A 22,789-nucleotide genomic window follows, 5' to 3' on the forward strand; every position below is an offset into this window, starting at 1 on the left:
TACAAAAAAAGGCCCCAGATATAACTCTGAAGCCTTTGTGCAATCGCACCTCTGTTCACTAATTAAACTAACATTTATGCCGAGTTTCTACTTGCATTAATGTTTCCATATAAGGACCTAATTACAATTTTCTCGTATAGGTCATTAAATTCCGTCTCCTTGCTCATTTTTTGGAGGGCATATTGCTGAATAACCAATAGCGGCAATACAATATTCTCCCTGATCTTAACAGATTCCCTAGAAATTGGTTCTTTTTCCATCAAAATCTTAGAGTCAGAAATAAGCAACAACATCTCTTTGGAAAGCAGGTATTCTTCGTAAAGAATAGTCCAAAACTCCCCGTACTCTTTATCGTCCTTCATATAGCTAGTAAGTTCAAAATAACATTTTGCCAAGGACATCATACTATTCATCATAAGAGCTTTAAACAGGGGCACCTCTTGGAATAACTTTTTAAGATCTTCCAATTTACCCTGGTCCTTAAGGGTTTTTATAGCAGTACCGATCCCAAAATAACCTGGCACGTTCTGTTTAAGCTGACTCCAAGATCCAACAAAGGAGATGGCCCTTAAATCTGTAAGCTCCAATTTCTTCTTGTGTCCCCTTTTTCCTGGTCTACTTCCAATATTTGCCTTTTGATAATATTTGAGCGTACTCTTATTCTCCAAATACGGAATAAACATCTCATGGTTTTTCAGGGCATCGTACTTCTCAAAACTAAGGTCGGACAACTGCTCCAACAGCTCTCTAGAAGCTTTAGAGATAACATTCTTCTCTCCAAATAAATTATTGGAAAGTCCGGCGGTTAACAATTGCTCACAGTTATGCACAAACTGCTCCTTGGTACCATAGGTACTGGTTATGGTCTGACCTTGTATTGTTAATTGAATCTCGTTATTGGCAATTTCTTTGGTTTGTGCTGCGTAGAAACGATGTGTTTTTCCACCCCCTCTGGCTGGCGGGCCTCCCCTACCATCAAAAAATATGGCCTCAATATTTCGCTCTTTACATATAGTGGATAGTCGTTCTTTAGTCTTAAAGATCTCCCAGTTTGCTTTAACATATCCGCCGTCTTTAGTACCATCCGAGAAACCAAGCATTATGGTTTGCTTTAATAGGCGCTGCTCTACATGAGCTTTGTACATTGGCGTATTGAATAATTGTTCCATGGTATCGCTAGAACTTTCCATCCCATTCATAGTCTCGAACAATGGGATAATATCGAAAGGCAACTTGGTTACATCCCAACCACACCATCTAAAAAGACCAAATACAAAGAGAACGGAGAAAATATCTTCAGAATTACTGATGATATACCGGTTACAACCTTCTTCCCCATTTTTTTCCTGGATGGCTTTTAACTGTAAGATATTTTGAATAGTATCTTGAACGATCTCCGTATCGAAGGATTGATTCTGCACATTTATATCCTTATTAAGAAGCGCATCTATCAATTCTTCCTTACTAAGCTCCTCCAAATTATTCTGGATAACACCATTGGCCTTCAGAATAGTTTCTACTACCTGATAATGCACACTGTGGTCTTGCCTAATATCTAAGGTAGCAAAGTGGGTTTTAAAGATCTTCACCTTATCAATCATATGATTTAAGTCCTTAAGGTATAGGCTTTGATATTTTTCTATTAGGATAGTCCTTACCTTTTGCAGGGAGGAAAGAATCTCACTGTACTCCAAATACACCTCAGCGTTAAACATGGTCTTGTACAACTTATCACGGAGCAGCCCCAACTCGTCCTGAAGATCCCTAAATGTTAGCTTTTGCTGTAGATTTTTAAGGTCGTGGTAATAACATTTCATTAGGGTAATGCGCAGTTCATCTGCCACATCCTTGGTGATATCGGAGGTTACAAAGGGGTTTCCGTCCCTGTCCCCACCGGGCCAAAAGCCCAACTTCATTATATTGTGGTTGTTAAACTCCTTATCACCCATATTGTCTTTTATATAGGCATAAAGATCCCCAATGGCCTCATAATACACATCTCTAAGGAAGTATATAATGTTTTTTGCCTCATCTAAGGGAGTAGGCTTCTTTGCATTTATTAAGGAGGTGAGCCCCAATTGCTGAAGAACAATATCTATATCGTTTACTTTGTTCTCAAGGATCAATCCCCTAAGATTACTAATGATGTCTAAGACTGCCGGAGTATAGAACTGCGTAGGGTGGGCAGTTAGTACAATACGGGCACTAAAGGTGGATAGTTTATCGGACACCTTGTCCCATTTTTTATTCTTGTCTACCAACTGAAAATAATCCCGTATAGTAAGGGAGTTACTGTGTTTCTGCAACTGTGGGAAAGCAGCGTCCTCTACACTATCGTACAGTACCACTTGACGTTCCACATATTGAATGATGCGGAACATAAAATCGATTCTATCCCTTTCCGAATCCAGGTTGGCATAATTCTGAAAAAAAGTATCCAGAATTTCTTCCGGATTTTTTCCAGATTGCAGCCCCTTTTCTGCCTGATTTAGCAATAAGGGAATCAGCATCCCCACATTTTCAATATTTTGATAGGGTAAATTAAGAAATAGGCTATTATAAATATTGAATTTGTTGTTGACCGATTTTTTAAATTCCTCTAATCTTTCCGATTGATGCATATATCCTTAGTTGTTTTTGAATTTCTATGGTTCCGATGGCCCCATCTTATATCTATAAAAGTTTTAAAAACTTAAATATCGTAATATTTTTATTTATTGGCGCCAAATGTTATCCTGACAACAAATTTAACAAGGGATACGATAAAAATGATGTGATTCACAACATTATTTTCAAAAATCTAGAAGTTACCTTTATATTTAGTCCTATAAGATGTTTAAGTGATTTTCTCAGTTTTATAGTGTTCTCCAAAAAGAGTCTGTCCCCTTTCGGTACAGGCTCTTTTTAGTTTAGGGTATGGATGGTTAAGTTGATTGCAAGTACTGCTTATTTCTATAATGGTACAGCAGCTTTAGGTTGGGTTTATGATTAATGACGTATAGGTTGATGCAACTTACCCCATGTACGGGTTTATTTTAGCCTTATAACAGCAATACGATTGCTAATTACTCTGGAATAGCCAGGGTGTAGATAACTTACCTATTACGGTCAACAAGTGTTTCCTAATATACATGGGCAGCGAAGTTACTTTCTTAGGAGGTTGGGTATTTTAAAGATCAAAAGTGTATAAAATTCCCAAGCTGAGGGAGGTCCACCTTTTTTCTTCCAGCTGTATTCCCGTATATGAAATATGCAGCTCGGTCTGGGCTCCCATTAAATACCCTAGGGTAGGTCTATAGTAAAATCCGCCTTTATTTCCAGCATTAATTCCGAAAGACTGACCCACGTCGGCTCCAAAAGAAAAGGTATTGGAGGCCCATATTCTTACGGATCCAGCCAATGGAATAAATTGGATACTGGAATGGGATTCTCCGTACTCTAAATGATATTTTTCTGGAAAAGCGTGAATATAACCGGTCATCACCCCAAAATCTACCACTTCCCCCAGCGCAAACCTATACCCTGCATCCAAGCCTAGCAAAAGACTGGTTACATCTTTATATTCACTTACCGGCAATCCGCCATGTACGCCAATTTTCATTCCCCTTTGCCCATAAAGGCCTGTTGCCATCAGTAAAAAAAGTAGGCTACTTAGGAAGTTTTTCATTTGTGGTATTTTTTGATTGTTCTAAAGGGATTAGTCCTGATTGGTTATTATAAAACTACAAGCTTCCTTTTTCTGATCCCTATTTTTGTTGTAAAACCAAAGAAAGTAGTGGTAGCACCCACATATTATCGGTATTAACTAGAAAGTTTATTTTTTGGAACACCTAGGGGAGATTTAGAATATAGCGACTACAAAAAAGGTAACACGCACTCAATTGCATCTATTACAACCAATTAACCCGCCATAACATCCCCTCCCCCCTACCAGGCAGGGATTTCCTAGACATTTCATTAACAAATTTTAAGGGGAATCTTAACGTTATTTATGATTATTACAGGCAACCCAAGGCCCCCTTCCATATCTAAAAAGCACAAGCCAACAATACGGTTGGCACATTTATTGAAACCTATTAAATATTATGAGTGTTTTGGAAATATTAGAGCCTTTAATGAGTCTTATGGATAGTTATCCACTTACTTCTATTGCGTTTTGTCTTCTTCTAGTACTAGGTATGGTTGTCTATAAAGTAGTTAGCCATCTTGGTGAGAATAGTAAAAAGGGGAATCATTACCCAACTTCCTAGGTGTAGGCTGGATACTCCCGCTTAAACCATGGAATAGTTAAAAGAAGCATCTTTTAAGACCACTAACCGGATAGTCCCAAGAAGAAACGGAACTATCCGGTTAGTTTTTTATGGGTGGGGTTACCTGGCACGCAACCCATCCCTTTCGCTCCAATACAAAATAGCACCCACAATTTACAGGCAGTATTTTATGGAATTTGATGTAACGGACTATTAGCTTTGCTAGCATTGGGGTTGGTGAGTGGAATCTTGTTTCAGGGGTACTGGTGTGGGTATTTCCATTAAACCATCCGCATCTATTAGTTAGGGGAGGTTTGTTTGGAAGGGGTTACTATCTCCCTGAGTAATTGACGTTTATCCTTACTTTAGTTATAAATATCACCTTTGTAGGACAATTTAACTTTTTACCTAGAATACTATTTCAGCCTATTGTAATACAATTTCGGTAATCGCAAAACAGTGCATCTCTACATTCTCTGCAGCCTTTTAAATACTATCACCTCAGCTTTTTCAAGTAATATAAATTCGAATTATATTTCTATTTTATAATGAAAATTCTTATAAATAAAAATACATTTACTACAAATTTAAGCGGCAGTTCATCGAAATAATTAGGTTGTTAAGAAAGTATTAACTTTTTTTAATGTCTAAGAGTATAAATATGATCTTCCAAACTCCTGGTTTTTATTTCATTAAGGGATTTAACTTAACGGACTATGGACATTAACCGCTAGTTGATTGCGGAAAAAAAGGAATGTGTGTATTGAATTGGAATTGTAATCCCTATTATAGTTTTACTGTAGGATATAGTCACAATAACCTTTACAACATCTAGAATTAAAACTTACCAATTTTATAAAAAATCCTGTAAGAATAATAGGTAATCAACATCGAGCCGAAATTTCCCAAAATGACAATATCGATGATGGTATTAAACGAAAATTTAGAAGGTAGTTAGGAAACCCTGAACTACACCTTCATTAAGGTCGCCTAGCAAGCGACGGAGAATGATATCCCTTTTATAGTCAATGGGATTCATTTATCAAATAAGTCCCTATAGAGGGAAAACCGACGTTACTTGACAATTTACTCCCCAACGCATGTCAAGATAGGTTCAATAGAAACCTTGGTAAAACCTACTAATTACATTACCAAAACAGAAAGTATTAATAAAGACCCCACTAGCACTATTACGATGCTGGAGTAGCTATTATTAAACCATTAGAGTGCCAATGCTAGTCGTCCTATTACTGACTACCTAGCCAAAAATTAAATTATAACCCATCATCCTTCGGAGTTATGAAAACAAAGACCATACAGACCATCACTTTCCTTTGGGCTTGCCTTTTTAGTATTAGTGTATTTGCATTTAAAAACGTAGGTGCTTCTGGGAAGGTATTTATAGAAAGCGTTGAAATAGAATCTGATAATACTGAAACTAAAGCTCCAATCCTTCATCCATTAACAACCTCACATCCAAAGAGTAAAGACAGCATCAAAAGTATTCCTCCTAACTCCACCCTCAAACAAGATATTACTGCTGCCTCCATTCCTGAGAAAAACCATTTATTACACCTACAACAATTGGCAGCCCACCGTAAAGTTCAAAACGGTATAATGCAGCACTCTCAAACACATCAAGAACTCGTCGTCCAAGATGCTGTTGTAGACAGCAAGCCTATATCGAATGTCACAAAGTTAGAGACAAGAACTTTTCCTTCCCTTAACAATCATTTGAATGAAAATCAAGACTTTAATATCTCTTTCATCAATTTGGAACCGGAATTCACCAAAGATTTTATAGATGCCAATTTCTCCAAGAATCCCAAAGTGGATACCCTGGTAGCACAGGCAAAGAGAGCAATTGACGCGGTAAAGGAACTAGGCAATTTTGTAGATATCATCACTGGAAAAGAGTTAATGGAATTGCCCGTAGGCCTCAGTAAAAAAGATTCTACCTCTGGTAATACAATTGAATTGGCTATCACTCAGGTAGTTTTCACTCCTCACTATGCGGAATTTAATGCATGGGCCAAGATGATTATACCTGTAAAAGGTCCCAATGGAGAACCTAACAGAGAACTTTACTTTGGTGCTGAAGGTATTAAACTCTCCCATGATGGAGCGCTATTAGGGGATATGAAATTAGTTTTATTAGGAGATCAAGCAATAACATTAAATGGAGATAGCTGGCTTTTAACCCTCAAAGGGGGCGTAAACCTTAAAACCGGAGCCTTTGGAGATCAATCGTATGTGGAATTTGATTGTTCTGGACTAAAGTCTATCGGACTGGAAGCCGACCTCCGCATTTCACGAAATATTCTATTACCAATTACAAGTGGAGGTAATTATAAATGCGGTACTAAACCGGTGGACAAATACTTTAGAGGCTCCGATATAGTAAAAAATGAATGTTATGTAGGCGCAAGTTTTAGCGTAAAAGCAAATGGTTGGAACGATTTGCTGGTAGAGGTAACCCTACCTCAATTTGAGGTTAGGGGATTAAAAGGATGGGGGTTTAACCTAAAAACAACTGTATTAGACCTTAGTGATAGTCGTAATGTAGCCAATATGAAGTTTCCAAAAGACTATAGAGAAGTCCTAATCCGCGGGCAGCGTAACCTTTGGCGCGGTTTCTATGCGAAAGAGCTGAGTATTATGTTGCCTAAAGGCATAACAAACATAAACTCGCCAGATAAACGAGTTCAATTTGGTGCACAGCACCTCATCTTGGATAGCCACGGTGTCTCAGGGTCTTTTTTCGCGGAAGATATCTTGAAAATTGGTGAAGGTTCCGCAGGCAAATGGGCTTTTACCATCTCCGACCTAAGTCTTTCACTTTCCAGAAATTCATTGACAGGTGGAGCAATTGGAGGGGATATCGCAGTTCCAATTTTTGAAAAACCAATGGATTATAAAGGTTTTATACAAACCGATGGTTATGGTCTGCAAGTAGGGCTACAGAGTTCCTATAAGACCCCAGTTTTTTTAGGTGAAATCCAATTAGAGCGCAACTCCAGCGTAGCTATTGATGTAAAGGATGGCAACGTATATCCTTCCGCTAATTTATCGGGTCAACTTTCTATTGTTGGTAGAATAAATCAGAAGCAAGATGAAACTGAGGAGTCGCCCCCGTCTTTGACCACAGAAGATAGTACGCAGGGTTTTAGTTTTCCCAATATACATTTTGAAAATCTAAAGTTGGAAACAGCGCCTGGTAAGAAGGCAATTAGTGCAAAAAACTTTGGGTTTAACGGAGAGATGAAACTAATGAATTTCCCCGCATCCGTGGAATCCTTGGAATTAATAACACCGAGTAACCAGGTAGGCCTATCCTTTGACTTAAAAATTAATTTAGACGGGGAAGGCTCCCACGCCACCACAAGCTTAGCGGTATTAGGCAAGCTGGCGGAAACAGAAAAAATCCAAACATGGAAATTTGAGCGCGTTAAGGTAGACGATATCGAAATTGATTACGAAAAAGGTAATGTTAAAATAGAAGGGGGACTATCCATTATGGATGATGACCCTACCTATGGCAATGGATTTTCAGGAGATTTAACCCTTACGCTAACCGCTATACAATACTCAGCATCTGGAAAAGCCATGTTTGGAAATAAAGACTTTAGGTATTGGTTCGTGGATATTATGTCCGATAACAATAAAGACCGAAGCAATAACAAATTACTCATAAACTCATTCGTTGGAGGAGTTTCCTATAGGATGAAAAAAACAAGTGGTAATCCTGATGGCTTTACTCCATCGTCTGCAGTATACGATCCTGATATCAATACGGGGTTAAGTGTAAGGGCTGGGGTAGGTATCAGTGCCAAAAACAAAAATGCTTTTAGTGGGAGGGCATATTTGGATATGGAGTTTAATAATCATGGCGGATTGAATAGGATTGGATTTACGGGCGAAGGAGCGTTTATGGGTGGTGACCAAACAGGTTTTGTAAATAGCACAAATGGTGGAATGGGCGTTTTGGAGAAAACCCTTAGTAAAATTGAAAAAGCATTGGTGAAAAATGAAAAGAAAATAAAAAAACTATTGGATGAAGGAAATTATTTGGAGGTAGCCCAGGAATCTGTGCCGTTATCAGATGTTGCAAAACAAGGCAATATAGGTGTATATGTTGGTATAGAGAAAGATTTTGTAAACAACACGTTTGATGGCGAATTTGAATTGTATTTGGATTTGAAAGGCATAAAAGGCGGGGGTGCCAATAACCGTGCCGGTTATGCCAAAATGCATACCGGTCCGGAAGACTGGTATATCTATATGGGAACTCCACAAAAACGTATTTCGCTGGTGTTTTCCATGGATGTATTCGAGCTAGAAGTTGGAGGTTATTTTATGACAGGCACCAAACTACCATCACAATTAGATCCACACCCACAGGTAGTTAAAATTCTAGGTAGGGATATGCTAAATAATAGTCGTAAAGAAAATCAGTTGGAAGCCGGAAAAGGCTTTGCATTTGGTCTTAATTTCATATATCAAAAAAACTATTCCTATGCAATTTTCTATGCGTCGTTGAGCGCTGGTGCGGGTTTTGATGTTATGCATGCCTATTATCCTGATGCCAATTGCGTGGGCCGACCAGGCCCTATAGGAAATAATGGCTGGTATTCCATGGGACAAGTATACGCATATCTGTACGGACAGTTTGGGGTACAAGTAAATTTGGGACTTATCAAAGGTAGGTTTCAAATAGTTGAAGCCGGGGTTGCAGCCATGTTGCGTGGGCAGTTTCCAAATCCAGTTTATATTCAGGGATATGTAGGAATGAATTATAATATCCTAGGCGGACTGGTTTCAGGACGTATGCGCCTTAAAGTAGAGATGGGTGAAGAATGTCAATTAGAGAACACCAACCAGGAGATTGGAGTACCCATGATTGCCGACATATCCCCATCCGAAAATGATGATAACGTCTCGGTATTTACCGCTCCGCAAGCTGTTTTCAATTACCCTACTGAAAAAAGTTTTGATGTGGCTATGGAGAGCGGAACAAGGACTTTTAAAATCAAATTACAAAATTTCAATGTCACCTCTCAAGGCAAGTCTCTTGAAGGCACTCTACAATGGAACGACAATAAAGATGCTGTGACCTTTATACCATCCGAAACATTACCCTCTCAAAAAGAAGTAAAATTACTGGTAGAAGTCAGTTTTGATGAAAGCGTTGGGGGAGCATTCCAAACCATGCAAGAAAATGGGAAACCGATACTTGAGAGAAAAGAAGTAACCTTTAAAACCGACAAAGCCCCAGACTATATTCCCATGGAAAATATAGCCTATATGTACCCGGTATTGGGTCAGCACAGCTTTTATCCAGAAGAATTCAAAACTGGTTATGTAAAATTAAAGAGTGCCCAAAACTATCTTTTTGAGTCGGGCTACGAAATACGAGCTGAATTTGCTAATAATAGTACCGGACAGGCCATACGTACTAACCTATCCTATGATAAATCAAAATCGACTATTTTTTATGACATCCCTGAGATGGTTTTAAATGCACCCTACACTTTAAACCTCATTGCGTTTCCCCCCGGTGCTGAAATAGAACAAGAGATAAAAATCATTAAAGAAGATTTATTTGCCGAAGCTGAAATAGGCGACACCAATTGGTTTAACGTGGATACAGAATCACAGGGAACGGAAACTATACATACCTCTGGAACCGCTGTTATTGCAAACAAAACAGCCAATAAGGTTACCCTTTCCAACGGCGCTCCAAAATCCATATTAGACTACGAGTTTAAAACCAGTAAACACAAGTCGTTTAAAGACAAGGTTAAAGGGTTAAAAGTAACCAAGCATCTACTCAATTATATCTATGCAGATGTTCATTCAATGTCGATTATGGTTGAGGATTACGAGTATTTGGAAAAGCTGGAAGTTATTGGAGGTAAATATACTAATTCAACTCCTTTGGTGTATGCAGAAGCGATATTGGATGACTCTTACTATAAAAAGCAAATACATCCCCTACTCTATAAGAATTATCCTTTGGAAGGAGGTATACGTGTAAGTAGGGTTGAGGAACTTTTGGGGGTTCCACCCGTTCGATCCTTTTATGTTGGGAACGAATATTTGGCGAATCTAGAGGGTAATTCCAATTCTTACTGGGTAAAGAATAGAATCCCCTTCGTATATAATCTGCCATATACCTATAAGTCCGACTTAGTAGACCTACGAAATAAGATCTTAAATATTTACAACAACACTAATGGGGATTTGGAAAGATATGAATCATTTAAATACCTAACAGGCACTACTTTCCCTCCCCTCCCTTTAGGTAATTATAAAGCCAAATTAATTTACCAAACTCCTGGAGGGCTATATCAAAAAGGATACGAGATTAAATATAAAAATGATTAAAAGTTCACCAAGCGGATTTCCCTCCCAATGAAATCTGAAAGGGTAAAGATTATTGACACTAAAAACAAAATGATGACATTGAAACATTCACTTCTGTTATTATTATTCACGATTTCCTTGGCAAACGCTCAAGATAATCCTGCTGTACAGGTAATTGCCCGTTCGTTACCAGATAAAGTTCTATTGAGGTGGGCCGTTGATAAACCCTTAGCATGGAAGAAAGCTAACGAGTATGGTTTCTTTATAGAGAGGAGTACTATATCAAGAAATGGAGAAGCAGTGGTACCCATAGAACGGAATCAACTGTCCAATATCCCCTTAAAACCTAGACCATTGAAAGAGTGGGAGACGCTGGCTGTGTCCGACCAAAATGCAGCTGTATTGGCACAAGCCTTATACGGTGATAGTTTCATTACAGAGTCTCCCAAAAATGCCATGGGTAAAATCTATGCCATAAACGATGAATTGGAACAACGATTCACTTTTGCCTTACTTGCTGCAGAACAAAACTTTGAAGCTGCATTATTAGCAGGTTGGGCTTTGGAAGATACCAATGTAGTAGCTGGGGAAAAATATGTATACAAGGTCTCTGTAGCCTTACCCTTAGATAACTCCCATATTATTAATGAAGGCACCGTATTTGCAAGTCCCGACTTATACGAAGAATTGCCAAAACCAATTGGGTTGTCCGCCGTTTTTGGTGATGAAAATGTTATGCTTAACTGGAATTTTAATTTGTTACAACATGTTTATACCAGTTATGTTATTGAACGTTCGGATAACAATATAAGGTATAAACAGCTTAATGGATTACCATTATTTAATGCGCAAGAATCTAGGAGTGGTCAAGAAGTGTCCCTCTTTTACACCGATTCAATTCCCAACAATACTAATTTTTATTATCGAGTAAAAGGTAAAACAGCTTTTGGTGAAACGGGACCACCTACAGAGCCCTTGATGGGAAAAGCAATAAAAAACCTTGGTTTTGTCCCCCGAATATATAAAAAGGAAATGCCTACAGATAACAAGGCTATTCTATACTGGGAGTTTGATAAAGAGGGTAATGATCTGATTACGGGGTTTGAAATTCGCCGAGCCCATAAGGAAAAAGGACCTTTCGAAACTATAAAATCGGGTCTTCAAGCAACACTAAGACAAACAACCGTCACCAACCTTCAACGTATCAATTATTTTACCGTTGTCGCCATCGGAAAAAATGGTGTGGAAAGTGAATCCTACGCAAGCATGGTACAACCCATTGATTCCACACCCCCTTCACCCCCAACCGGATTACAAGGTATAATGGATACCACAGGAATTGTAAGACTAACTTGGAACAAAAATCTGGAGGAGGATTTAGGTGGGTATCGCATTTTCAAAAGTAACAACCCGGAGGTGGAATTCAGTGAACTGACCAAAAACACTTTAGGCATAGAAGCTTATATAGATACTGTTCCAATTAATAACCTAAATCGAAACGTCTACTACAAAATAGCAGCTGAGGATTTACGGTTTAACCGTTCTAGTTTTTCTGAAATGATCGTTGTGAGGAAGCCCGATTTGGTTCCTCCTTCATCCCCCTTGATGAAGAATTTTGAAGTTACTCAAGAAGGGGTTAACCTCTCGTGGTTTCCAAGTAGCAGCAAGGATGTGATTGCCCATGTAATTTATAGGAGAAATGAAGAGGCTCCAGAATTAAGATGGGAAAAGCTGCACGAATCTATAAGCACCAAGGATTCACTTTATTTTGACAAGACCCTTCAAGATTCTGGAATATATAGTTACACTGTAATAGCCAAAGATTCAGTGGGATTAGAAAGTTTACCAGCAAAACCTATCAGCATTATCTGGAGGGGGAAATCTTTGGATGTAAACGACATAAAATTTCAAGGAGTTGTAAATCGGGAACTACGTTTTATAAACCTTTCATGGAAAATTAAAGCTAATAATATTGTTGAATATGTTCTCTATCGGGGCACTAACAATCGGGGATTAAAATTATACAAAACTTTGAACGGCGATTCCAAAGGATATAACGATACCGATCTGGAGATTAATACCAACTATACGTACGGCCTTCAACTAATACAGAAAGGTGGGGCTTCTTCATTTATTAAAGAGATCAATTTAAAATATTAGGGTTATGAAAAAGAATGTGTTTTTACTATTATTAATTCTTTCAAACCTAGCGTTTAGTCAGGAAAAAGAATATGATGTATATCTTAATTACTCCTTTATTGGCACAGGTAATGATCCACGGATAGCTGAGGTTGATATAAAAAGTAATTCCTCAATTGGCAGTCCAATATTATTTAATAACAATTTCCCTGCCCCTGTATATGACGGTCCATTTGATATTAGAGGAATCAATGGAATTAGAAGTTCTAATAATTCAGTGGCAATTACCGGCACCCTAGATGTCTCAATTTTAGGCGAACAAACTGGAGATTTTAAAACCATAAACCTAAGTATGGACCAACCAATCAAAAGTTTTTTGCTATCCGCTGATTACACTACATTTAGTGCGAACCTCACCTTCAGACCTAAAATGGAGTTTTCACTACCTGAAAACAGTAAATGCTATAAAGACAAAATCACTGTAATTGCAACCCCTGGTCATCCACAAGAAAGTTATTATTGGGAATATAGTGTTCCTTCAAAGAATATAACATGGAAGCCATTATCAGTTGACTTGCAAGAAAAAAATGAATTAGAAATCAATTTAATTGATATTGTTGGAGTTGATTATGAAGAATTTATTGGTGAGGTTATTTACTTCAGATTAACTAACACTATAAATAAGTATGATGTTCCAAGCTTATCTTATAATTGGATAAACTGTTCTCCAGAACTTATAGATGATAATCCAATTACAACTACTGATGCAAGTTGTTTTGGCAGTAACAACGGTGCTGTAACTTTAACCTTTAAGCAAGATATCGCTCCAGAATCACAAATGCGCTTTTTTGTTTATGAGGGAGAGCTACCTAATAGTACTACAGAAGAAAACCTGAGAAGCGAAAGCCCCGAATTTCCCGGAATCTCAAAACAAACTGTTTTAGATCCATTGTTAAGGTTAACACAGACGGAAAATGGATATAAGGGCTCTATAGTTGGTTTATCGGGCAACAGTCTTAACCAAGACAACACATTGGAAAATTTTTCCAAGTATTTCATTGTATATCAAGAGGTTGATTATAGTGTAACTCCTGCAATAGTTAAAAGCGGAGAATTAACACCAACTACATTTAGGATACACCAACCTACCCAGGTGGTATTAGACACATCGTCTACAGATTTTTTTACGGATGCTTCCTGCGGCAAGCCTGCTACTTTCAACTTAAATGATACCGCCATGGGAGGTGATAATCTTTTCCTTGGTGGCAATTATTCATACCAATTTAGTATGGATAATGGTACTAGCTGGGATCCAGTGGAACCAGCAAACAATGTGTTAGAAATTGAGCCCCAAGAAAATCAACAAACAATACTAATTAGAGGAGTATACCATGTCGATGGTAAAAATTGTGTGGGAGAAGAATATCAATTTATCATCGCACCAATCGTTCCCCCCATCATAATTACCGATTCCTCAGCAGGCACCACATCTACGGCAGCAGCTTCAGATGGAAGCGTAGAGGTGGAGTTTTCTGGTGGTATAAAGGAATATACTTATAAATTAACTCGACTTAATATTGACACCAATATTTATGAGGAAGTAATGGCCAGTCCAACAATAGGGCTCATTCCCGACAAACGAATTGTTTCTTACTACGACCTTCCCATTGGAACTTACCGGATTACAATAACAGACGGGAATAATTGTACACAAGAATCGGCCGACCTGACAATTAATGTCGAGCCCACCCCCACCTTGGGAACACCTGTGATTAAGCAAATGGAATGTGAAGGTAGTTATGCATCCATTAGTGTTCCCGTATCCAATTATAGTTCTAATTACCAATATCAATGGATTATAAATGGAGAAGCATCGGCCATACAAACTAGCGGCAATCCCAATATTACAGCAAATTATATTTCCACTCCTGGAAATCATATATTAAAGGTGGCGAATGGTGGAGTATCCGATGCGGATTTTAACAAGGAGGCTTATACAACTAATGTCTCTGTTCAAATTGACAACCCCAAAACAGTAATCATCACAAACGCCACTCCAAATGCCACACAATGTGAGAACGCTACTGATGGTAGCATAGACCTAACCATCTCTGGTGGTAATTCTTTTGAATACTCCTTAGAGTTCTTCCCAAGTGAAACAGATTGGAGTCCGTTAATAGATAATAGTATCACCAACCTTGCTCCGGGAAAATACAGGGTTACTATCCGTAACGAAAACGGATGCGAATCCGAGACCCTTGAAAACATCATTGTGGAAGAGGCTCCACCACTAGAGGTAACCATCTCTAAAACAGATGCCACTACCCATAGTGGAAGTCAAGGGTCAATTAATCTGGATATTACAGGAGGAACTCCATTTTCTGCTCCTAATGACCATTATAATATTTCTTGGGAGAAGGATGGAATATCTTTTGAAGCCCCCGATCCCTCAACTCCTTATTTCATTAGTGGATTAGAAGCTGGAGATTACATAGCTACTGTGACAGACGCCAATGGTTGTGATAATTTCATAAGTATTAACATTACAGAACCAGGTCCCTTAAAAATTCTTAGTTTCACAAGTACCGACGCTTGTAACAACCTAAATAATGGATCCTTATCGGCATCAGTACAAGGGTCGGGACAGCTCACTTTTAATTGGATTTTAAAAAATAGTTCCCCTACAGGAACGGTGGTAGCAACTACTACTACTTTGGACGGAAACTCATCAGTTGAAGGATTGGCCCCCGGCACCTACGCCCTTAATATTATAGAAGATGCCAGTGGCAATGAAGTACATAGCGACCAAGACCTGATCATTGCAGAAGCAGCTCCTTTTGCCGCTATTATTACGACTACGGAATCCAGTTGTGGAAATCCGAATTCAGGAACCATTAGCATAAGTGAGGTTTCGGGAGGAACCCCCTTCTCCACTGGATCGCCCTATGAATACCATATTAATGATGCCTTCGACAACTACCAATCAGAGCCCGTATTCCACTTTCTTTCCCCTAGGACCTATATCGTTACGATACGGGATGCCCAAGGCTGCGAGTATAGTGAAACAGTAGAGGTAACCCAAGCCGGAGCTCCCATAATAGATCATGCTAATACGATTCTGACTAACCCATCTTCGCCCGGTGGTGCCGATGGCTCTATTACTTTATCATTCAATGAACATACATCTGACTACAGCTACGAGTGGTCAGGACCTGGTATTGATGGAGATACTTCCAAAGATATAACCGGTCTAGTAGCAGGGAACTATCAAGTAACCATTACAACCCCGGAAAATTGCTCATCGGTTGCCAATTTCACCCTAAGCGACCCCAATCCTCTCTCTGCTACCATTACTCAAACCGATTTCTTAGAATGTAATGGTGATAATTTTGCTGAAATCACAGCTCATATCCAAGATGGTACAAAACCTTATACTTACAAATGGTTTGAAATAATTAATGGTAATAACGTTATCGTATCAGGGGATACTGAAATTCTTGGAGGTTTATTCGCGGGAACCTATTTTTTACAGGTCACCGATGCCAATAATACCACTGTAAACACAAGTCCGCTTACCATCGCTCAACCCGATGCCTTAACAGTACAGGTAGATGCGGTAACCGATATTTTATGTGGCGATGAAGCGACTGGTGCTGTTAATATATCCGTCTCAGGAGGTACGGCCCCCTATTCCTACATATGGAGTAATGGCAGCATTAATCAAAATCTAGACCAAGTACCTGCAGGGGAATATACATTGGAGATTATGGATGCTAATGCTTGTTTTACCGAGATAACAGCCATTGTCCAGAATGCTCCTAACAGCCTTCAGGTTACCAATGTCTCTATTTCCAATGCTTCTGCATACTTGGCCAACGATGGTTCCATAACTCTGAATATCACAGGTGGATCATCGCCCTACGACATTACTTGGACAAAATTATCAAATAATGAAACCCTAGAGGGCCAAGAATCAATTTCCAATCTTTCATCAGACCTATATCAAGTTTCCATCAAAGATATAAATGGTTGTAGCATCACAGAAATTTATGAGGTTGTCCAGCCTGATATTGTAGAAGATACTATTGTTCACCCCAGTTGTTCGGGCAATTCTGATGGAAGCATCTCGCTTTTGGTTAACCAAGGAGATGGGGATTATACTTATCTGTGGAATACTGGAGCGACCACTAAAGCTATTAGCAACCTACAATCTGGTAATTACTCAGTTACCATTACTGGTTTCGAGAACGGACCTCTCACCAGATCCTATGTACTAGAAGAACCTTTAGCATTGGAAGTAGATTTAGGTGAAACTAAAACCTTGTGTAGTGGGCAAGAATTGGTCCTAGATGCATCCATAGAAGATGGCAATGCCAAATACTCATGGACCTCAGACACTGGATTTACTAGTACCAGTCCAAATGCAATTATAAAAGAAGGGGGCACCTACACGGTTACAATTTCCACCCAGAACGGTTGTAGTACAACTGGAAGTGTTTTAGTGGTAGTAAACGATGATAAGATCAGTGCCGAATTTGCCATGTCTAGTCAGGTATTTGTGGGCGAGCCCCTTATTGCTGTGGATATAAGCTTTCCCCTTCCGGAGTCCCAAAAGTGGATACTACCAAAAGAAGCGATAATTGTCAAAGAAGATACCGATGAAGCAAAACTCATATTCAATGAGCCCGGCGAGTATGAAATTGGGATTATTACTCAAATTGGAGACTGTATGGCACAACAGACCAAAAAAGTCCTTGTGGTTGCCAACGAAAATAATGATAACAAGGGAGAATTGGATCCAAGAAAACAATTGGAAGATTTCATAATCTATCCTAATCCTACCAGCGGAAAGTTCACGGCAGATATAAAACTTTCTCAAAGAGGTAGCATCAGCATTAAAGTATTCAACTTTGCCAATAATGCATTAATGGCATCTGAAAAAGAAAGGGGCAGCGCCACTTATAGAATTCCACTTGACATTTCCGGTTTGCCGGTAGGTGTGTACGCAGTGGTCTTGGAGACTCCATTTGGCAATTCCTTGCGGAAGGTGATTTTAAAATAAAATCAATAGACATGAAGACAGCATTATACTATTTTGTTTCGGTAGCCAACTTCTTTAAAGGACTTGTTTCCATTAAGGAAGATAGGTTTGCAAATAACTATCCAGCAACAAGGTCGGATTTTGAGAGTTCCGTTCCTAGCAATTATACCTGTTCCGGTAACAATAAACAATGTAGATTGCTTGTATGGAATAGCCTCATTAAAAGGAGTTTATTCTCTAGTCTACTATTCTTTTTCTCCTGTGTCTTGGCAAATGCGCAATCATTTCCAGTACAGATTGTGCCACAGGCCACCCCTCCCCCTCCAATCTATTTCTCCGAATATGCAGATGCTGGTACAGTGAACAGTCCCCTTAAAGTACTGCTCATTCTAAACGATTTTCAAATTGCCAATCGCGAAGTACGATTAAAAACTTACTTTGAAGGAAATGGGATAACTTTCCGAAGCAACGATATGGTGGTTGGGGCTCGCCCCCTGTTTTTGGAAGGGGGAGTTCCTTTGGTGCTCACCAATACAGATTTAGCGGCCTATTTTAAATTTGAGAATATTACGGGTATTTCGCCCAACGTATACGGTAGCGCCATCCCAGAAGGAGTCTATCAATTCTGCTTTGAGGTCTACGATATGCTTACGGGAAACCGACTCTCACAAAAAAGCTGTGCTGTCAGTGTTATCTTCCAGAACGATCCTCCCTTTCTAATTTCCCCAGGAAACAGAACCAACGTGGCAGAGACCAATCCACAGAACATTATTTTCCAATGGACCCCCAGAAGCATCAATGTTACCAGTGTAGAATACGAACTCACCTTGGTAGAGATCTGGGACAATGTAATAGATCCGCAAGCTGCTTTTTTTAGTTCTCCCCCTGTATTCCAGACTACAACCACCGGCACCACCTATGTTTACGGGCCGTCAGATCCACTGTTGCTATCTGGAAAAAGGTACGCCTGGCGGGTACGTGCCATGGCGAAACAAGGTGCCGAGGAGATCGGACTGTTTAAGAACCAAGGGCAGAGTGAGATCTTCTCCTTTTCATATGCAGGAAACTGCGAGCAACCGCTAGGATTAAATCATGAGGTAAAGGGCAGTACCAATGCCAATATTTTTTGGGAAGACCTTTCCACCGATGTCCCAGAATACACCGTGCGCTACCGTCAAAAAGGGCATTCCAATGTTTGGTTTTTCAGCAAGACCACCACAAACCAGCTCACCCTCTGGGATCTAAAGGCAGGAACTACCTACGAATATCAATTACAGAAAAAATGCGCGGTTACTGGTAGCGATTGGAGCATGGCTAAACAGTTTACTACCTTTATTGTAGACAACCAGACCAGCCTGTATGAATGCGGTATTATACCCAATTTAAGCTTGGACAATAAGGAGCCCCTACCCAATATCACTTCTGGAGAGCAGTTCACAGCAGGAGATTTCCCCATTACCCTGACCGAAGTGAATGGTGGAAACGGCCGCTTCTCGGGAAAGGGCTATGTCACCATTCCCTACCTTAACAGTATAAAGGTAGCAGTAGAGTTTACTAATGTACTAATCAACACCGATAACCAACTGGCTGAGGGTATGGTGGTCACCAAGTACGACGCAGATATGAAGAATATCCTGGATGTAGATGTGGCTATTGACATAGTAAGCGCTGCCTACGATGCGGTAACCGATTTAGGGGAGAGCACTGCCGATATTTTAAAAGATGTATTTAATCGTGATGACGAACAGGAAGAAAATGCCCCAGAACCAGAACCTATATCCGATGTTACCGAGATTCCTACTAACAATGAAATTAGTTCTTATGTTGATAATAATTTAGTAGAAAGCAATAATGATACTGCTAGTCATACCTCCGAAAGTCCACAAACTGATAACAACACCTTAAATGAAAGTAATCTCAATACTGGACCTCATGCTGAGGATACCAGCAATACAGAAAAGGAAGCGGTGATAGTATTTAATGGAACGGAATACAGCAATAATGAAGTTATTGAAGTTATATATGATAAGACTAATTCCCATTATGCATTCTTACTGAAGAACCATCCAGAAGATGCGACCTTAAAATGGCAAATCTTAAAATCAGGTACTGATTATACTCCTGAATATATCACCAATGAACCTATATATGACAATCTCGGAATTGACATGAAAAAGGTATACGTATTGGATTTGGTAGCTAATTATAATGATAAAAGAATAAAAGTAACCTTACATAGAAAGCTTAAGGATTTTGATTTAGTAAATATATATGCAAAACCAGAGGATAGCCCTTCAAGAATCGCCAAAAGTGGCCAAAAACTGTATTTGAAGAAATCGTCAACTTCCATAAATAAAGCAAAACGTAAGGTCGACTTTAGTGTGCACGTAAGCCCTAACTTATCCCAGGGAGACATTTCGCATAATGGTATCAGGTGGTATTATGAGATGCCAGATACTCAGTATAATTTAGGCAAAAACTACGGTAGAAAGAATATTCATTTAAATCTTACTGAGCAAAATACTACATATTCCGTAAAGGTAGAAGCTGGTAATCCTAATAAGTTAAACAAAAATATTGATGTAGTCTGGTTCGATGGGACTGAAACCTCTTGGAGTAATATGCCCCCAGTAGTTCGTGAAGTCCTTAATAAAAGTCTCGAGGATATTAATGAAGGTGTAGAAAGCTTAAATAATATTCTTCCATCGGATCAGGTCACGATAAAGTTGGATGAAATTAAAGTTGAAGGTAGTGAAGTTAAAAAGGAAGATAATGCCTCCAGGTTATATTATCTAGAACAAAAAGAGTATGCGAGCGGTGGAATAACAATCTCATCTCCCAAAATTATCTTTCCTATTCCAGCATTGGTTCCACTAAATCGATCCGGTATTGTGGATATTGGACCTTATATCCAGGCTGGTTTAAACATCTCTGTACAAGGTGGGGTACAAAGAAAAAAATATATAGAAACCAGTGTGTTCCAAAATGATGAAAACTATCTAATGTTAATAGCTTCAGGCTGTATAACGGCTGGAGTTACAGCCGAACTTCTAGTTGCGAAAGATCAAGTAGATTTTAGTGTCAACTTTAATGGGGTTGGGTGCCTTGCTGGCTCAGGTAAATACAATTTCACTTCTAAATTACTAACAGCTGAATTCTATATACCCCCTGTAGTACTTACTGGAGAAATCAAAATAAAAACCAAAGGTGTTTTAAAGTTTGAACTAATAGATTGGAGTAAGAAAATAACAGTTACCGAAAAGATTCCATTAGGTAGTCCGTTGAAACATCAATTTTAAAATAAAAAACCATTAAAAAATGACTAAACTAAACCTATTTCTATTGATCTCATTAATTGTTGTATCCATTATCAATGCTCAAGATCAAGATTCAAATCTTATTTTATCCTACCCCGAAGAATCTGAAATTTCCTTTTATGAGTATCCTTCAAATACTTTTGCAAAGGCAATTTATACAAGTCAGGAGGAGGCGTCCAATGAATTTCCAGAGCAACTAATGGAATCCATAATTTCAGCCACTAATCAAGAATGGGTTAATTATAACACCCTGGGCGGTGCTGAGAATGCAACTCAACAAGAGAATAGCCATTTCGACAGAGTAAAGACTATGGATAAGGACAAGAATTATTTCGAATTAGCCCATAAGCTTACCTTCAATGTTGGCGAATTACCTACTGTAATAATAAAGTTTTTCACCCATTTCGAAGATGTTCAGGTTATGTCTGGAGTTGCAGTTTTGCAATTCGAAAATGGGAGGTGGCAAAAAACATCACATCCCTCATTATCCACTTTATCCATAATAGTCATGCGGATGAAATCGGAAGTACTTAGGGGAATAGTATTACAAAATTCTGACGATCCAAATATAATTGCCATAACTGAACGTGTAACAACTGACTCTGGCTTGGACTTAGCCTTATTGGAAGAAGAATTTGACAGCTGGTATATTCCAGAAATAGATCAAAGAAAGATTGAACTGTACAAAGATCCCAAAACTTGGTAACCACTTTATAATAATTAAATATCATGAAAAACATTCTTTTAATTCTCCTACTCGCCTCCTCAAACTGCCTCTTGTCCCAATTAGATTACAATAGCTTTAAAGGGGAAAAATCTAAAATTTCGTTCAACAAGGAGTACACCTATTCCAACATCTACGACTACCGTGTAAATGCCAAATATGAAGATTCGTTAATGATAAGAAAGTATAATATAAATACTCCTGAAGGTATTCTTTCTAATAAATATTCCTTGGAATTATCAGAAAACAAGAAGGATTCTGTAGTTTTTGAAGTCGTTCTACATTCTAAATTGATGGTAGATATAAATAGAGAGCGACATTGTTTCATAAAATACAAAACCAGAAAAGATAATAAATCATCGGATATAAAAATAGTAAACTTAACAAAGGAAAAGGATACGTGGAGGGAAAACACCGATACTAATAACGAAATTGAAAAAACAAAACAGGTCTTTTTATATACCGATGTGAATATGTTATTCGAGTTTTACAATTACTTCGACAACCCAAATTTCCCAGAACTCAACAATCTAAAGCCACTCGTAAAAGAGTCGAACGGAACACTAAACATAGGAAAGTTATATGAAGTTATAATGGAGAATAGAGCTACTTTAAATCAGTATTTAGAAAATTAAGACCATCAATTACGAGTACAAACCCACCCATGCTCTATAACCAACTTGACAATCATAGAAAAAGTAAGTTTAACACCCTAGCTTCCAACCTATAACATTATCAAGGCAGTTACAGAACTACAGAATCAAACAGGATGAGGACCAAGGTGACCGTACGCCAATAGCATACTTCCATACATTTTTAAAAGCCGATGCTTTTTTATTTACCTCTTATCGAATAAAGGTAGGTGACAAAAGCATTTAAGCATATATTACAAGTAGTATCTAATTCCCCAGTTCATTTGATGTAACTAAAACACTAAACCACCAAACAGATC

General features: G+C 38.6%; 8 protein-coding genes. 6 read left to right on the forward strand and 2 right to left on the reverse strand.

The window, feature by feature from the left end:
• Positions 1-74: 74 nt before the first annotated feature.
• Together F1E73_RS13980 and F1E73_RS13985 are read right to left on the reverse strand one after the other, a co-directional pair.
• Positions 75-2,621 carry a phosphoenolpyruvate carboxylase gene (locus F1E73_RS13980; RefSeq protein ID WP_086477055.1) on the reverse strand — a complete coding sequence of 849 codons (2,547 nt, stop codon included), beginning with the start codon at positions 2,619-2,621 and terminating at the stop codon, positions 75-77.
• A 548-nt stretch (positions 2,622-3,169) separates the two neighbouring features.
• Entirely contained in the window at positions 3,170-3,667 is a 498-nt protein-coding gene (locus F1E73_RS13985) for a hypothetical protein (RefSeq protein WP_086477057.1), read from the reverse strand.
• A gap of 1,882 nt (positions 3,668-5,549) precedes the next feature.
• Between F1E73_RS13985 and F1E73_RS13990 the strand changes: the two genes are divergently transcribed.
• The 6 genes from F1E73_RS13990 to F1E73_RS14015 all read left to right on the forward strand — a co-directional run bounded on the left by F1E73_RS13990 (position 5,550) and on the right by F1E73_RS14015 (position 22,472).
• Positions 5,550-10,637, forward strand: a complete 5,088-nt coding sequence (locus F1E73_RS13990) for a hypothetical protein (RefSeq protein WP_150452253.1) — start codon at positions 5,550-5,552, stop codon at positions 10,635-10,637.
• 69 nt (positions 10,638-10,706) lie between these two features.
• Complete coding sequence (locus F1E73_RS13995; protein WP_150452254.1) at positions 10,707-12,776, forward strand: fibronectin type III domain-containing protein; 2,070 nt, start codon at positions 10,707-10,709, stop codon at positions 12,774-12,776.
• 4 nt (positions 12,777-12,780) lie between these two features.
• Entirely contained in the window at positions 12,781-17,817 is a 5,037-nt protein-coding gene (locus F1E73_RS14000) for a T9SS type A sorting domain-containing protein (RefSeq protein WP_150452255.1), read from the forward strand.
• Positions 17,818-17,828: 11 nt separating this feature from the next.
• Positions 17,829-21,095 (forward strand): fibronectin type III domain-containing protein, encoded by a 3,267-nt coding sequence (locus tag F1E73_RS14005; RefSeq protein ID WP_150452256.1) that lies wholly within the window; start codon positions 17,829-17,831, stop codon positions 21,093-21,095.
• Between the two features lie 19 nt (positions 21,096-21,114).
• A complete protein-coding gene (locus tag F1E73_RS14010; RefSeq protein WP_086477062.1) occupies positions 21,115-21,819 on the forward strand; it encodes a hypothetical protein in 705 nt (234 codons plus the stop codon).
• A gap of 23 nt (positions 21,820-21,842) precedes the next feature.
• Entirely contained in the window at positions 21,843-22,472 is a 630-nt protein-coding gene (locus tag F1E73_RS14015) for a hypothetical protein (protein ID WP_086477063.1), read from the forward strand.
• The last annotated feature ends 317 nt before the right edge of the window (positions 22,473-22,789 follow it).

Source organism: Arenibacter lacus (assembly GCF_008711145.1).
GTDB lineage: Bacteria > Bacteroidota > Bacteroidia > Flavobacteriales > Flavobacteriaceae > Arenibacter > Arenibacter amylolyticus.